The following is a 15713-nucleotide window of genomic DNA, read 5'->3' as shown; positions in this document are numbered from 1 at the left end:
GGAAAATCTGTCAGGCGAATAAGTCTTATTTTTTATTCTTTAAATCATATTATGTTTTAAGTCGTTACTCTTATTTATCCACAGATATAATTCAGTTATAACTGGTCTAAAGAATAAAAAAACAAACTACAACCTCATTGTTTAAGCTTAGATATTAATGATAAAAGCCGGATGTTTCCATCCGGCTTTTTCTATCTGAATACTTTATATTAACCTAAATTTTTTCTTCCTTTTGACTTGAACTCTTGATGTTTTTTTACATCAGCAAGTTTTTCTTCGCTATCTTTAAGGAACTTTGACATTATATCTTCAAAACTATTTGAAGAAGCCTTCTTTTTTTCTGAGCTCCAGTCAATCTCTGCAGGCTTAACTGATTTCTTTTGAACATTAGCTTGCTTTATTGAAAGGCTTATCTTTCCATTGTCATCTACCGATATAACTTTTACCTTTACCTTATCTTGCTCTTTCAGGTGCTGTCTTATATCTTTTACAAACGAATCTGCTACCTCCGAAATGTGTACAAGTCCAGTTTTACCTTCCACTTCTACAAACGCTCCAAAGTTTGTGATGTTAACCACTGTGCCTTCTAAAATGTTTCCTGCCATTAAGGTCATGTTAAAAATGTTCCTCCTTAAAATAATTAGAATAATTAAATCTATGTTATTTTTATAATAACCTATTTTGTAGAACTTGAATCATTGTTTGTTAAAACTTTCTTTTCACCTGGTTTAATCATACCTAATTTCTCTCTAGCCATCTTCTCGCTATAGGCATCAGTTTTTGACATATTAACTTCGTCTTTTAATCTATCATTAACCGCTTTAACTTTATTGAGTTCTAGTTGTCTTTCACTTACCTGCGTACTAATTTTGTGCATAGTAATCTCTTGTCTTATAAAACTAAATACAAATATTGATACAATTAGGAGTATAGCTATATTTTTAAGAGTAAATTTCTTTCTCATGACTAAAGCCCCTTCGATTTCCAAAAAAATTCATTTATACTCCTATTTTAATAACTATTCATTTTTTATTCAAGTTATTTTTTTATCTTACTACTTATTAATCCTATTCCTGAAGAATATAAGTTTAAATATATAAGATAAGTTCTTAAAAAATATTCTAATGCCTTTCCCCGCAACTCTCTCAGCCTTTTTTTCAGTTCTGAGCACTTTCTTACTAAATAGCTTAAGATAAATGAATGCTCCTATTATTATAAACAGATATACATACATTCCTAAGAAAGCATAATTGACATAAAGAAGGAACGTAAATATTATTATTGCAGTTAGTATCCAGAATAAAAAATCCTCTATAAAAACTATAAACTTAGGCGTTCCAATGCCTCTTATCGCTCTGTAAATATCAAAAAGAACACCAGTTAACATTCCAGCTGCAAGGCTAAATATTACAATCTCAAATTGAATTTTTAATGGAAGTAGCATGGTATCACCTATTTAAATATCTTCTTAAAGATATTTTCCTTTTCTTTTTTCACTTCACCTGTATATATCATAGCTGATATTTTCCCTATTATGACTACATCTCCATTCTGTACATCCAACTTATTCATCTTAAGCCCCTCACCCTTTACAGTAAGCATACCTAGACATGTATTTAATAATATTTTTTCTTCATCAAAACTTAAAACTTCCACTACTCCTGTCAAAACAATTTTCTTTCTATTTTCTAGTGCTAAGTTGCTTTTTCTTTCTTCAACTTTAAGCTCCTTCTTATTCTCCATAATATCCTCCTATATGTTTTTATAATAAAATATATGACTATAAATTTTGATATATTCAAAACGTAGATATTTTATTTATATAGTTGATATTATCGAGGCTTATATTGCTTATTAGTAAAACCCTAATCTATGTAAATTAAAATTCATTCTACTAATAATAAGCTAATTTTGCTTCCCCTATTTTTTTATAAAACAACATAAAATGACAAAAGGTCTCCTTGACTATTCGTCAAAGAAACCTTAGATTTCATCTTGATCTTCTTCACCTTCTAATATTTCATACATCAGCTTTGCATTTTCTTTCTTAACATGTTCTGCAATATTAGTTATCTTAGCTTTTAGTTTTTTGTTAGCAAATATTATTTCGATTACATCCTCTTCTTTTACATCTGTAGAAGGTTTTGCAACTTTGCCATTAATAGATACTCTTCCACCTTCGCATACTTCTTTAGCCACAGTTCTTCTTTTTATTATTCTAGATACCTTCAGATATTTATCTAATCTCATAATATATCTCCTTATAACTTTAAGAACCCGAGATTCCTCGGGTCCTAAAAATATATATCTATTACTTGTTAACTTTTTCTTTGAATTCTTTACCAGCTTTGAATACTGGAACCTTTGAAGCAGGTATTTGGATAGTTTCCTTAGTTCTTGGGTTTCTTCCTTCTCTAGCTGCTCTTTCTCTAGTTTCGAAAGTTCCAAATCCAACTAATTGAACCTTTTCTCCATTTTCTAAAGCTTCTTGAACACTGTCAATGAAAGATTTTAATGCAACTTCTGCATCTTTCTTTGTTAACTTACTCTTCTCAGCCATGCTTGAGATTAATTCTGCTTTATTCACTTTTACATCCTCCTTAAAACTCTTATGATATGTTTTATGGTACCATGATTATAATTATGTATTATAATCTACATTAACATATTATATAACCACTTTTTTATATAGTCTATAGTAAATTACTTATTTAACAGTACAAATATAATATGGTAATGATTGCTCACTTATGCTATATATTCTTCATAAAAGGGAAATTTCCTTCTTTGCCCTCAGTTTTTTTCAGTTTTTTTTGCTTTATTCCACAAATTATCCATTTCCTCAAGAGACATATTCTCTAAATTCTGTCCTTTTTTAAAAGCTTCTTGCTCAATATAAGAAAATCTTCGTATAAATTTTTCTGTTGTTTGAGTTAAAGCAAGCTCACCTTCTACCTTAAGGAATCTGGCAACATTAACACAGGCAAACAATAAATCTCCTACCTCTTCTACTATCTTTGCCCTATTTTCTCCATTATATACCTCTTTTATTTCATTTAATTCTTCTTCTACCTTAAGCATAGCATCCTCTACCTTATCCCAATCAAATCCAACCTTTTTAGCTTTATTTTGCACCTTTGTAGCTCTTATAATTGATGGCAATGACCTTGCTATAGCATTTAATTCCTCAGTTATGCTGCCAAATCCTTTTTCTTCTTTCTTGATGTCTTCCCATTTTTCTAATACTTCACCAGAAGAATTTACCAATTGACTGCCAAAAACATGTGGATGTCTATTTATCATTTTTAAACAAATTCCTTGAACTACATCGCTTATATTGAAGTATCCTTCTTCCTTAGCAATAGATGAATGGAATACTATTTGGAGCAATACATCTCCTAATTCTTCTATCATCCCAGCATCATCCTGGCTATCTATTGCCTCCAAAACTTCATAACACTCTTCTATAAGAGCTTGTTTCAGACTTTCATGTGTTTGTTCCCTATCCCAAGGACATCCACCTTCACTTCTTAAAGTATCTATTATATCTACCAAATCATAAAAATCTTTTTTATTTTCCAAGTCTTTTGGTACATATATCGAAGTTAAATAATCTATATCTTCTTGCATATCAATTTCGTAAAGAGGCATCTTCCTTATACTTTCTTGATTTTTTATACCTGCAGCTCTAACAAAATATACTTCTGTATCATCATTAAATTCTTCTTGAAGCTTCAATTTTACTTCTGACGCGATAAATTGATTATACACCTGAGTTATTATAATACCATTCCTCTTATCTAGAACTTGGTTTTCAATATCAAATGCATCAACAATTTTAAGTCCTTCCACCGGATCTATTTCTAACGCCTCCATCATTACATCAATAAAACTAACCGCTGGCAAAACTTCATATGGCAAACCTTGTTCTTTGCACAAGTTTACTAGATTTAAAACAGACCTCTCTGCCACTAAGGGATGCCCAGGAACAGCATAAATAATATCATTAAGTTTTTTATGCTGCTCAATCAAATCCAAAGCAATGCTTTCATAAACCTGGTCAAAAGTACTTGACTTCTCGTAAGCATCATCATAAGTATTAAACTTTACTCCCTCATCAATTAAATATTGAACAGTTGGATGCTTTTCTGTTCTAAGGAATATATTAGCACACCTCTTTAATTCTCTCATAGCTCCTAACGTTAAGGCTTCTTCAGATCCAGGTCCTAAGCCGATTATCTTGATCATGTTTTTTCTCCTTTTATCTATGTCTTTTTAGAAATTTACTCTTTATATAATCATATTTAAAGACACCAAGAATTACTATTAGTATCACATATATAATAATACCCAAAAAAACAGAAATCAAGCAAGCTATTCCATTACTAGAAGTCCTATTAAATACATTAAGATAGGTTATTAAAACTACTAATATCATTATAGTGGCTGCAGCTAAAGGCTTCATCACTGCTGCTCCGTAATCTATACTAACTTTAAGTTTTAAATGGAGATATATTAGATTCAAAGTAGAAGCAGCTATATATGCTAATATTGAAGCAGCTACAGCTCCATAAATGTTTAGCCACGATATCGGTATAAGATACAATGTCAAAACTACCTTAATAAAACATCCTATAAGAAGATTTATTACAGGCATAGCATAGGATCCTGTAGATTGTAATATAGCTGTAGTAGTCTGTGCTAATATTATAAACGGAATAGAAATGGCTAGATATTTAAGTATCTGATACCCCTCATATCTTCCTGGAAATATAAGCATCATTACAGGTTCCGCTAAAAAGTATAGTCCTAACGTACAAGGTATAGCTATAACCATTGACATTCTTATAGCAGAATCTACCTTAGAAGCAACTTCTCTAATATTCTTCAATATATAATTTTCAGCAATTATAGGTATTAAGGAAGTACTTAGAGCAACAGATAATGTTAAAGGTATATTTACTATTACTGAAGCTTTACCCGTTAATTGAGCGTAAAGTATAGTAGCTTGTCTATAATCAAAACCTGCGTTCAAAAGTTGTCTTGGCACCAATATCGAATCAATCAAACTAGCTATAGTTCCAACCGCACCACCTAAAGATATTGGAATTGCTATTCTAATCAACTGAGTAAGAAGTTTATCATTTGATTTTACTTTCCTTACGCCAAAGCTTTTCTTAACTTTAAAGTACTTTCTTATCAAGTATATTCCGCCTAAAAAGCCTCCAGCTGCTGCACCGAAGGCAGCACCACCTGCTGAATATTCTATTCCATAAGGGAGTAATAGAACTGCTAGTCCGACCCCTACAACTACTCTTCCTATTTGCTCAATTATCTGCGATATTGCAGATGGATTCATATTTTGGAGCCCTTGAAAAAAACCTCTAAAAGCAGACATTATAGATATGCATATCGGTGCAAAAGCAACTCCAATAATAGAATAATAAGACTTTGAATCCCATCTTAATGCGGACATTATTGGTCTAGCACCTAAGAATAAAAACAGCGACATGCCTGTCCCTAAAATTATCATTAAGAAAAATGATTCTTTCATTGTTTGAAACGATGTATCCAAATCTCCAACAGCATTACTTTCTGAAACCATCTTGGAAACTGCTACTGGAATTCCCGCTGCTATAGCTACATAAAACATATACAAAGGATAAGTCATTTGATAATATCCTATACCCTCATCGCCGATAAGCATTATTAAAGGCCAACGAAAAAATATCCCTAAGAATCTTGTGAATATTCCAGCAACACCTAATATTATACTTCCTTTTATAAGTGATTGTTTTTTCATAAAATACCTCCAAATTTTTTAACTACTTAATCTTTATTGCAAATTTGGAGGTATTATTACAGAATTTTTTATATCTAACTGAATAAATCTTTAAAACCTAGTCAATAATTAAAATGGTTTTGGGATGCAAGTCCTAGGAGATATTATTGTTCCATTTGTTTTCCTAGGAATGCGGCTGCTGTTTCAGCAAGCTTGATTTCTAAGTCTCCAAACTTTTCTCCAGCTTGTTTGGATAATATCAAAACAGCGCCGATTGCATCCCCCTCTGATATTATCGGTGATACTACTTGACATGAATATTTGTCATCAGCTGTATCTTCGCTGTATAATGGTACAACTTTAGCTCCAGTAGCTCCTAAACATACAGTTTTTCTTTCATCCATGATCTTTTCTAATTCATTACTTATTTTCTTTTCGATAAAATCTTTTTTAGAAGCTCCACTAACCGAAATGAAAGCATCTTTATCTGCTATTAAAACTATATGTCCTATTGCTTGTTGAAGGCTTTCTGCATACTCTTTAGAGAAATCTGTTAACTCTCCAATAGGAGAATATTTCTTTAAGATAACTCCTCCTTCTCTATCTGTAAAAATTTCTAGAGGATCTCCTTCTCTAATTCTCAAAGTTCTTCTTATTTCTTTTGGTATAACCACTCTACCTAAATCATCAATACGTCTTACAATACCTGTAGCTTTCATTATTATATTTACCTCCTTATATATCTTTCACTTAAAACTTTCATTATTATTATTTTTCAGAATAGAAATTTTATACATGCTTTGGCTATAATTATCTTTTTGTATAATTTCAATCCAATAAAGTAAAAACTCACATAAATTTGCGCAAACAAATTCATGTGAGTTTTATTATGTCATTAAGACCAAATTTTATTCAATTAATTAAAGTTTATCATCATATGTTTCAACTTTTAGTTCTTTTTTCCACTCTTCATACTTAGCTTTGAATATATCATTTTTCTTGTTTGTTTCTAATGTATCCTTAATTGAAGCCTTAACAGCTGATAATTCTTGAGTCTTTGATGTAGTTTGAATTCCAGTAACCTTTATTATATGCCATCCATATTGAGTTTTAACTGGTCCTGATACTTCACCTTCCTTAAGCTTTTTCGCAGCAGCTAAGAAGTCTGCATCATAGTTTTGCGCATCATAAGCAACATATCCTAAACTTCCACCTGTGTCCTTTGTTCCATCTGTACCATATTTAGCTGCTAATTCTTCAAACTTCGCACCTTTATCTAATTCTGTTTTTATAGTTTTAGCCTTATCTTCACTATCTACAAGTATGTGGGACATAGTTGCACCAGGTTGTTGTGTGTATTGAGTTTTATTTTCGTTGTAATACTTTTCTATATCCGCATCAGTAATTTTTAAATCTTTAAATAAGTATTTATCAAAAACTGCTTGCATCTTTATTTGAGTAGCTAAATATTCTTTTAAACTATCTAAAGTGTAGTTTGCAGATTTTAGCGCATTATTAAACTCATCATCAGTCTTATAAACTTTCTTTATATCGGCAAGTTTCGAATCAACTTCCTTGTCTAATTCAGCCTTTTCGGGTATCAATTTTAAGTCAGCTGCTTTCTTTAAAACTACCTTTTCTTGTATCATTTGCTCCAATTGTGTTTGTCTTTGTTGCTTTAAAGCAGCCTTACCATCAGTGCTTTTTTCTAAATCATTTCCATATTGTTGCTTTAATTGATCTATAGTAGACTTCATTTTTTCATCAACACCACCAAGTGTGATTTTTTCACCATTAACAGTCGCTACTACAGTTTTACTCACAGCTTCTGGAGTTTTTTGTATCATCTTACAGCCTGATAGTGATAATCCAATAACACCAATCAAAGCTATTGAAACTAATTTCCTTATGTTCTTCAAAATTCTTACCTCACTTTTCTTAAAATTAATTCCCCTTTATAACCAAAATTCAATAGACATAAATTAGTATATCAATTTATAACAATAATTTCAATTTATATTAGGTAAATTTATTTATTTATTAACATAATTTGGTTTATATAAATTATTTTTATTATCATTATACCTCTAACTTAGTTAATTTGCATTTAAATTCCAGTAATATTTAGGTATTTTTATTTAAACTGTCTAGCATATTTTTAAGCGCAGGCAATATATCCTCTCTCTTTATATCTCTTAACTTATATCCAAAAGAAGGTTTATCACCCATTCTTATTATTATATTATTCTTATATTGCTCAAGCAACTTTTTAAATATATCCTTATCAACTTTATCTCTGCTTTGGAATTGGAACAGAACCTCTCCATCTTTTTCTTTAACATCTTCTATCCATAAGTTTCTAGCCCTACTCTTAATATAGGCTATATCCATGAGATTATATACTGGATCAGGAATTTCAGAAAATCTATCTTCTAACTCTTCTTTTACATCCATATAATCGTGTATGCTTTCTATGGCTGCAATTTTTTTATATATTTCAATCTTCTGCAATTCATCTTCAATATATTGAGAATCAATAAACGCATCAACTTTAATATCAATAGATGTTTCTATAGGCTCCTGCTCTATTTCACCTTTTATTATCTTTATTGTATCTTCTAGCATTCTACAATATAAATCATACCCTATAGTAGCCATATGTCCATGTTGAGCTGATCCCATCATATTTCCAGCTCCTCTTATTTCTAAATCTCTCATGGCAATTTTAAATCCCGAACCCAATTCAGTGAAATCTTTTAGGGCTCTTAATCGTTTTTCAGCTACTTCAGTTAATATCTTATCTTTTTTGTATACAAAATAAGAATAAGCTATTCTATTACTTCTTCCAACTCTTCCTCTCAATTGATAAAGCTGAGACAATCCCATCTTATCTGAATCATATACAATTATGGTATTTACATTTGGTATATCTATACCAGTTTCAATTATTGTAGTACATATAAGGACATTATATTCATTATTCATAAACAACATCATTTCATTTTCTAGTTGTCTTTCTGTCATTTGCCCATGAATTACTGTTGTTTTACATTCTGGTACAAGATTCTGGATATAATCAGACATTTCCATAATATGTTCAACTCTATTATATACAAAGAAAACTTGCCCACCTCTATTTATTTCTCTAAGAATGGCATCTCTTATAAGTTGATCGTTTTGTTCTACAACGTAAGTCTGTATAGGATATCTATCCTCCGGCGGAGTTTCTATTACTGATATATCCCTTACTCCAGTAAGAGACATGTGGAGCGTTCTTGGTATAGGCGTAGCACTCAAAGTTAATACGTCCACATTTTTCTTTATACCTTTTATCTTCTCTTTCTGTGTTACACCAAATCGTTGTTCTTCATCCACAACAAGTAGTCCTAAATCTTTAAACTGTATATCTTTAGATACTAACCTATGTGTTCCTACAAGTATATCTACGTTTCCTTCTTTTACTGCTTGCAAGGTTTCCTTCTGTTGTTTAGCTGTTCTAAATCTAGATACCATATCTATTTTTATAGGAAAATCTGAAAATCTTCTCTTCATATTACCATAGTGTTGCTCTGCCAATATAGTTGTTGGAACAAGTAATGCAACTTGCTTACCATCCATTACAGCCTTAAATGCAGCCCTTAATGCAACTTCAGTCTTTCCATAGCCTACATCTCCACATAGCAGCCTATCCATAATCTTTCCAGATTCCATATCTGACTTTATTTCCTCTAACGCCGTCAATTGGTCTGGAGTTTCTTCATAAGGAAATTCTTGTTCAAACTGATCCTGCCACTGAGTATCATTTGAAAACTTATGCCCTTTTAATGTATTTCTAGTTGCATATAGCTTAACTAAGTCTTGAGCTATCTCATTAATAGACTTTTTCACCTTAGCTTTAGCTTTTTGCCAATCAGTTGATCCAAGCTTACTTATTTTTGGCGACTTTCCTTCACTACCAATATATTTTTGAACTAGATCCAATTGATCCACTGGAACATACAGTTTGTCACCTTTAGCATACTCTATATCTAAATAATCTCTCTTATGTCCACTTACATCAATTTGCTTAATTCCTTTATATACTCCAACACCATGATTGGCATGAACTACATAGTCTCCTAGCTTTAATTCCGCAAAACTCTTTATTTTTGAAACACCTTTTTGCTTAGGAGCTTTTCTCACTGACTTCCTTTTAGCCTCTCCAAATACTTCTTTATCTGATATAACACAAATCTTTAGATCTGTGAACTCAAATCCCTTTAACTGATTTCCAAAGGTTATTATAACTTCACCAAATTGTATTTCACTTATTATATCTTTATAGACACTTTCAATATCGCTGTCTCTTAATGTGTCTACCAGCCTTTCTCCTCTAGGTCTTGTTCCTGATAATATAATAGTTTTATATCCATTTTTCTTTTTCTCTTTTATCTCATCAATCAACATATCAATTCTTCCATGATAGCTACTCAAGGTTACTTGAGAGAAAGCTATAGAATCGACATTTTCAATAAAATCACCATTCCTAGCAAATGCATTTATTGTTATTAATCTTGATGAATTAAACTTTTGAACCAAAATATCTTTACCTAATATCAAGTTTCCCTGCGATGGCAAGATATCTCCTCTCTCAAGGAATGAGGAATAGTTTTCTTCAAATTCATATATAACACTATCTAATTTACCATTACATCTTTGATCATCATCCATAATCATTATATAATCTTCAAAATAGTCAAAGAAACTTGATACTTTTTGAAAGAAAAAAGGTAAATAACTATCAATTGTTTCAAAGGACCAGGTTTCTTTAAGATTTTCTATATTGGATCTAATATTGGATTTTATCTTTGATATTATATCTTTGTCACTACTATCTCTAGATTTTATAAAATTAGATAATTCTTCATTAATTCTATTTATAGCCTTCTGTATAGTTTCATCGTCTAATATCACTTCTTTCGCTGGAAAGATCTCTATTTCTTTAACTCTATCTATACTTCTCTGACTTTCTAAGTTAAAAAATCTTATAGAGTCAATCTCATCCCCAAAGAGCTCTATTCTATATGGCAACGCAGTATTAGGAGGATATATATCTAATATACCTCCTCTAACCGAGAATTGACCTTTACCATCAACTATATCCATTCTCTCATATCCGCATTCTATCAATCTTTTAGAAAAATCTTTAAAATTTATTTCATCTCCAACTGCAACTTTAAAAGTATGACTTATATATAAATCTTTAGGCGTATATACAGTTGCAAAACTCTCAATTGATACTACTATTATTTTCTTTCTGCTATCTAAAATCTCTTTTAAAACTTTTAGTCTAGCCCACCTTAAATCTCCTGAAATAGCGTCAATATTGTAAAAAACTATCTCTTTTGAAGGGAAGTAATAGACATCAGTAGTATACAGTGATAGGTCTTCGTATAAATTTTTAGCTTCAATATCATTATGAGTAATTACAACTATAGATTTATCACTATTTTCAAATATACCACTTATTAGATAACCTTTTCCTGATTCAGATACACCGTAAGTAGAAAACGGATATCGATCCCTATCAATATTTGATTTAACTTTCTGAAAGTTGATACTATTATTCAACGGCTCCATCAGGCCATTTAATCTCATAGAAACACCACCTGTAATACATTATTATTCCGCATTAAATCCATTAAATTTATTCATCGCTTCGCTAATATCATTCTTTATTATAACCTCAACAGCTTGAACAACAGCTTCTAACGTTTTTTCTAAAATCTTATTTTCTTCCACATTAAATTTCCCTAAAACATGTGAAACAAGATCATGTTTAGGTTGTCCTACTCCAATTTTTATTCTTTGAAATTCTTCTGTTCCCAAATTTGCTATTATACTCTTTATACCATTGTGACCTCCAGCACTGCCTTTAGGTCTTATTCTTAGTTTTCCCACTTCCAAACTGATATCATCATATAATACTATAATTTCATCAGTATCTAATTTGTAAAAGTTTACTATATCTCTTATGCTTTCTCCACTAAGATTCATATAGGTTGTTGGCTTCAGTAGGATGACTTTATTGTTGTTTATGTATCCTTCTCCATACACACCTCTAAATTTTTCCCTATTTATTTCTATATTATACTTATTAGCAATATAATTAATTGCATCAAACCCTATATTATGTCTAGTATTAACATACTCTTTCCCAGGGTTACCAAGCCCCACCACTAAATACATACGTTTACCTCCATTAGGTGCACTTTATTTTATACAGCAAATTTACTTGCATATCTATATACTTATTTATATCTATAATAATTCATATTTCCAGTCTAATGATCCCAATACTTTACCTAACCATAAGAAATTATATCCCATTTCCATTAGTTAAACCACATTAATTATCATTTCAGCTATAAATGATAACTTAATTATAAAACTAGGTTTTATTTGGAACTATTATATCTCTATAATACAAACATAAAATAAAAAATGCAACAAAGCATGCATTTGCTACTTCTTATAGCAAGCATGCTTCATATCACACCTTTTGTAAAAGTTTCATAGTTAACTCTACTGTATTTTTTCCTCTTAGTACCTTACACGATATATTATCTCCAACATTATGTGAATTAATTACATCATTAATTTCAGTCAATGTTTTTATCTTTCTGCCATCCATCTCTATAATGATATCCAAAGCCTTCATTCCTGCTATATCAGCGCTTCCTTTCGGAACTATACTTTCTACATACACACCCTCAATATCTTTGTTTTGCTTTGATGTAAGATTCCATCCTCTAAATCCAAGATTAACAAGCTTTACTTCATTATCACTTATTATTGAATCTATTATCTTCTTTGCATCTTGAATGTTTATAGCTATGCCTAGACCTTGAGAAGAATACTTATTAGTAGCAGGTAAATTATTTATTCCTATTACCTCTCCATATACATCAGTTAATACTCCCCCATTATTTTCCCTATTTATTATTGCATTTGTTTGGAATGTCCTAATGGATTGCTTACCTAACTCTGCATTTTCAAAATTAAATCTTATATTGGTCGAAGTAATTATTCCAGACGTAACAAGCCCTATATAATCATCTCCTATACAATTACCTAGAGCTATTGCACTACTTCCCTCTCTTACATCCGATAGGTCCGATATCTTTACAACTGGCAGCTTATCCGAATCAATTTTAATAACTGCCAAATCAGTTGTTTTGTCGTATCCAATCATCCTACCTTGCTCAATCTTAATACCCATACCTGCTCTTTTTACTAATATCTTATCAAACATTGATATAGCGCTATAATTTGTTACTATGTATCCATCTTCTTTATATATTATTCCTGTTACATTTGTATTGCTATTTATATTAAAGTTATCTTCTTTATTACTTATACTTACTATAGAAGGGGAAACTTTTGAAACAATCGAACTAATTTGACCATCCCCTGAAGTAATGGAACTACCCCTAGTATCTATAATCTGAAATATTGTCTTATTGCTGTCCTTCAACTTCAACCCATATTTTCTCTCAACAATATAAGCACCTGATATAGCGCCTGCCACTGATGCAACTAAAATTATTATAATACCTTTTGTTAATCTCTTTATATTATTTCTTCTTTTATTTTCCTTAAACCTAATCATTCCTTCTAAACTACTAGTATCATCTTTTTTAGAAGATTTTTCGATGCGTATAGTTTTATCCTCCTTCTCCATGTAGCACCTCCTACGGTATTAAAACCATACATTTTATACTTTTTTTAGTGAAAATGTGAAAACTACTCCTTTATCTGACGCCTTATTCTCCACCCAAATGTCTTCACCATGTAATGAAAGTATATGTCTAACTATAGGCAATCCTAAGCCAGTACTAATCTTATTTGTTCTAGACTTATCTGACTTATAAAATCTATCCCAGATATAGGCTTTTTCTTTTTCCGATAGCATAGGTCCATCGTTGTAGACACTAATTAATGCTTTGCTGCCTTTTGACCTAGTGGTTATCTTTACATTACCACCTTCATTGCAATATTTAATTGCATTATCAATAAGATTATTTACTACTTGGATTATTCTATCTTTATCACCAGCTACATTCAGATTTTGTCCTTCTAATACCACATCTACTTTTAATTTCTTCTCTTTTATCTTTTGCTCTAAACTTATTGTACAATGTTTAATAATTTCATTTATATTTATTTCAGAAACATTCAACTTCAGTTTACCAGCTTCCATTGCTGATAAATCAAGCAGATCATTTATAAGCCTTGTAAGCCTTTGTATCTCTTCATAAGCTATACCTAAATAATACTTTTCCTTATCTACAGGAATAATACCATCCAAAATACCGGCTATAAAACCCTTAATCGAAGTTATTGGGGATCTTAACTCATGAGATACATTAGAAATAAATTCTCTTCTATTTTTCTCAACTTCCTCTAAAGACTCTGCCATTATATTAAACGAATCAGCCAATTCACCTATTTCATCTTTAGCATTTATATAAACCCTATTCTCTATATCACCTTTTGCTAGCCTTTTAGCGCCAATATTTATCTTTGCTAGTGGAATTATAAGCATCTTATTACATACGTAATATATTATTATACTAGATAATATCAAAGCGATTAAAACTGTTATCCATATAATTGCATAAACTTGTTTTAATTGACCTTTTATCTGCTCCAGAGGCGTGATCATAACTATAGCACCTGCAAAAGTATCTCCGTACATTATGGGTTTGTAATAAATGTATTGTGATTCTCCAAGCGTCTTACTATCTGTATTTCTCACTTCTATTGATATACCATTTTTAAGCTCATTAAGATTCTTACTATCAATCACTTGCATTCTCATAAGACTACTCTTATCTTCGCTATATGCTTTAACTATACCATAATAATCTGTGACTAGAATATCTGACTTTATAGATTGGCCGCTATAATTTACAAACCTCTCCAAGTCATTGAAGGTAATTTCCTGATCTTCAAACTTAGCTTTCTCTTTAGCTATCAAACTAGCCTGTATATCTAGTTGCTGTTTTTTTTGATTAAAATGATAATTTTCAAACCAAAAAGATAACACTATAGCTATTATTACTAGACATCCTGCTATTATCAAAGTAAATGTTCCTAAAAGCTTAGAAACTAAACTGTTTCTTTTCATCTACTTCACCTCAAACTTGTATCCTACACCCCATACAGTTTCAAGCTGCCAATTAGAACCTCCGTGTAATTTTTCTCTGAGTCTCTTAACATGAACATCAACAGTTCTAGAGTCTCCTGGATAATCGTATCCCCAAACCTCACATAATAACTGTTCTCTTGTAAACACTCTGTTTTTATTACATGCTAGGTAATATAACAATTCAAACTCTTTAGGCGGCATCTTTATCTCATTACTCTTATAAACAACATTATAAGAGTTTGCATCTATAACAAGCTCTGAAAAATATAAAGTTTCCTTGTTAGTTGAATCCACATTATATCTTCTCATTACTGCCTTTACTCTAGCTATCATTTCTTTAGGTTCAAAAGGTTTTACAATATAATCATCTGCACCAAGCTCCAATGCAAGGACCTTATCAAATGTCTCTCCTTTTGCTGTAAGCATTATTACAGGTGTTTCATGTTCTTTCCTAATCCATTTTAAAACATCAATACCATCTATATGAGGCAACATCATATCCAATAACACTAAATCCGGTTTATAGTCTAAAAACATTTCTTCCGCTATTCTTCCATTACTAGCTACTCTAGTATCATAGTTTGCACTCTGTAAATACATCTTTATTACTTCGCATATATTTTCATCATCATCAACAATGAGTATCTTTCCTAATAGTCCATCCATAACTAACACTCCTCATTTCTTTATATATTAAATTTAACACACTTATACTATTCTTTTATATATCTTTTCAAA

At 30.9% G+C, this 15713-nt stretch carries 14 protein-coding genes and 1 pseudogene; all 15 read right to left on the bottom strand.

Annotation, left to right across the window (positions count from 1 at the left end; genetic code table 11):
* Positions 1-209: 209 nt before the first annotated feature.
* The 15 genes and pseudogenes from J3477_RS23505 to J3477_RS23435 all read right to left on the bottom strand — a co-directional run bounded on the left by J3477_RS23505 (position 210) and on the right by J3477_RS23435 (position 15641).
* Positions 210-614 carry a S1 domain-containing RNA-binding protein gene (locus J3477_RS23505; protein ID WP_183279279.1) on the bottom strand — a complete coding sequence of 135 codons (405 nt, stop codon included), beginning with the start codon at positions 612-614 and terminating at the stop codon, positions 210-212.
* A gap of 62 nt (positions 615-676) precedes the next feature.
* Positions 677-964, bottom strand: a complete 288-nt coding sequence (locus J3477_RS23500) for an FtsB family cell division protein (RefSeq protein WP_206872675.1) — start codon at positions 962-964, stop codon at positions 677-679.
* Positions 965-1054: 90 nt separating this feature from the next.
* Positions 1055-1444, bottom strand: a complete 390-nt coding sequence (gene yabQ, locus J3477_RS23495; protein ID WP_206872674.1) for a spore cortex biosynthesis protein YabQ — start codon at positions 1442-1444, stop codon at positions 1055-1057.
* Positions 1445-1452: 8 nt separating this feature from the next.
* A complete protein-coding gene (gene yabP / locus J3477_RS23490; protein ID WP_200266140.1) occupies positions 1453-1743 on the bottom strand; it encodes a sporulation protein YabP in 291 nt (96 codons plus the stop codon).
* A 240-nt stretch (positions 1744-1983) separates the two neighbouring features.
* Positions 1984-2250, bottom strand: coding sequence for an RNA-binding S4 domain-containing protein (locus J3477_RS23485; protein ID WP_206872673.1), 267 nt, complete (start codon positions 2248-2250; stop codon positions 1984-1986).
* Between the two features lie 61 nt (positions 2251-2311).
* Positions 2312-2611: pseudogene (hbs, locus tag J3477_RS23480) on the bottom strand (non-specific DNA-binding protein Hbs); the annotation flags it as partial.
* Between the two features lie 182 nt (positions 2612-2793).
* Positions 2794-4248: a bifunctional methyltransferase/pyrophosphohydrolase YabN gene (gene yabN / locus J3477_RS23475; RefSeq protein WP_206872672.1), complete on the bottom strand. Its 1455-nt coding sequence runs from the start codon at positions 4246-4248 to the stop codon at positions 2794-2796.
* 13 nt (positions 4249-4261) lie between these two features.
* On the bottom strand, positions 4262-5803 hold the full coding sequence (locus J3477_RS23470; RefSeq protein WP_206872671.1) for a putative polysaccharide biosynthesis protein: 1542 nt from the start codon (positions 5801-5803) through the stop codon (positions 4262-4264).
* A 143-nt stretch (positions 5804-5946) separates the two neighbouring features.
* A complete protein-coding gene (spoVT, locus tag J3477_RS23465) occupies positions 5947-6501 on the bottom strand; it encodes a stage V sporulation protein T (RefSeq protein WP_206872670.1) in 555 nt (184 codons plus the stop codon).
* A 201-nt stretch (positions 6502-6702) separates the two neighbouring features.
* Positions 6703-7701, bottom strand: a complete 999-nt coding sequence (locus J3477_RS23460; protein WP_206872669.1) for a peptidylprolyl isomerase — start codon at positions 7699-7701, stop codon at positions 6703-6705.
* Positions 7702-7906: 205 nt separating this feature from the next.
* Positions 7907-11419 (bottom strand): transcription-repair coupling factor, encoded by a 3513-nt coding sequence (mfd, locus tag J3477_RS23455; RefSeq protein WP_206872668.1) that lies wholly within the window; start codon positions 11417-11419, stop codon positions 7907-7909.
* A gap of 24 nt (positions 11420-11443) precedes the next feature.
* Positions 11444-12010, bottom strand: coding sequence for an aminoacyl-tRNA hydrolase (gene pth / locus J3477_RS23450; protein WP_206872667.1), 567 nt, complete (start codon positions 12008-12010; stop codon positions 11444-11446).
* Between the two features lie 304 nt (positions 12011-12314).
* Positions 12315-13505, bottom strand: a complete 1191-nt coding sequence (locus J3477_RS23445) for a S1C family serine protease (protein WP_206872666.1) — start codon at positions 13503-13505, stop codon at positions 12315-12317.
* Positions 13506-13538: 33 nt separating this feature from the next.
* Entirely contained in the window at positions 13539-14954 is a 1416-nt protein-coding gene (locus tag J3477_RS23440) for a sensor histidine kinase (protein WP_206872665.1), read from the bottom strand.
* Complete coding sequence (locus J3477_RS23435; protein WP_206872664.1) at positions 14955-15641, bottom strand: response regulator transcription factor; 687 nt, start codon at positions 15639-15641, stop codon at positions 14955-14957.
* Between the last annotated feature and the right edge of the window lie 72 nt (positions 15642-15713).

The sequence above is a fragment of the Clostridium zeae genome, assembly GCF_017312485.1.
Taxonomy (GTDB): Bacteria; Bacillota; Clostridia; order Clostridiales; family Clostridiaceae; genus Clostridium_AR; species Clostridium_AR zeae.
Note: the sequence above shows the minus strand (reverse complement) of the source record. Positions and strands in the feature narration are given on the sequence as shown.

What these genes read in the sequence shown, in the direction of transcription:
- J3477_RS23505 (WP_183279279.1), bottom strand. Translation starts at nt 614, where the DNA reads ATGACCTTAATGGCAGGAAACATTTTAGAAGGCACAGTGGTTAACATC.
- J3477_RS23500 (WP_206872675.1), bottom strand. Translation starts at nt 964, where the DNA reads ATGAGAAAGAAATTTACTCTTAAAAATATAGCTATACTCCTAATTGTA.
- yabQ (WP_206872674.1), bottom strand. Translation starts at nt 1,444, where the DNA reads ATGCTACTTCCATTAAAAATTCAATTTGAGATTGTAATATTTAGCCTT.
- yabP (WP_200266140.1), bottom strand. Translation starts at nt 1,743, where the DNA reads ATGGAGAATAAGAAGGAGCTTAAAGTTGAAGAAAGAAAAAGCAACTTA.
- J3477_RS23485 (WP_206872673.1), bottom strand. Translation starts at nt 2,250, where the DNA reads ATGAGATTAGATAAATATCTGAAGGTATCTAGAATAATAAAAAGAAGA.
- yabN (WP_206872672.1), bottom strand. Translation starts at nt 4,248, where the DNA reads ATGATCAAGATAATCGGCTTAGGACCTGGATCTGAAGAAGCCTTAACG.
- J3477_RS23470 (WP_206872671.1), bottom strand. Translation starts at nt 5,803, where the DNA reads ATGAAAAAACAATCACTTATAAAAGGAAGTATAATATTAGGTGTTGCT.
- spoVT (WP_206872670.1), bottom strand. Translation starts at nt 6,501, where the DNA reads ATGAAAGCTACAGGTATTGTAAGACGTATTGATGATTTAGGTAGAGTG.
- mfd (WP_206872668.1), bottom strand. Translation starts at nt 11,419, where the DNA reads ATGAGATTAAATGGCCTGATGGAGCCGTTGAATAATAGTATCAACTTT.
- pth (WP_206872667.1), bottom strand. Translation starts at nt 12,010, where the DNA reads ATGTATTTAGTGGTGGGGCTTGGTAACCCTGGGAAAGAGTATGTTAAT.
- J3477_RS23445 (WP_206872666.1), bottom strand. Translation starts at nt 13,505, where the DNA reads ATGGAGAAGGAGGATAAAACTATACGCATCGAAAAATCTTCTAAAAAA.
- J3477_RS23440 (WP_206872665.1), bottom strand. Translation starts at nt 14,954, where the DNA reads ATGAAAAGAAACAGTTTAGTTTCTAAGCTTTTAGGAACATTTACTTTG.
- J3477_RS23435 (WP_206872664.1), bottom strand. Translation starts at nt 15,641, where the DNA reads ATGGATGGACTATTAGGAAAGATACTCATTGTTGATGATGATGAAAAT.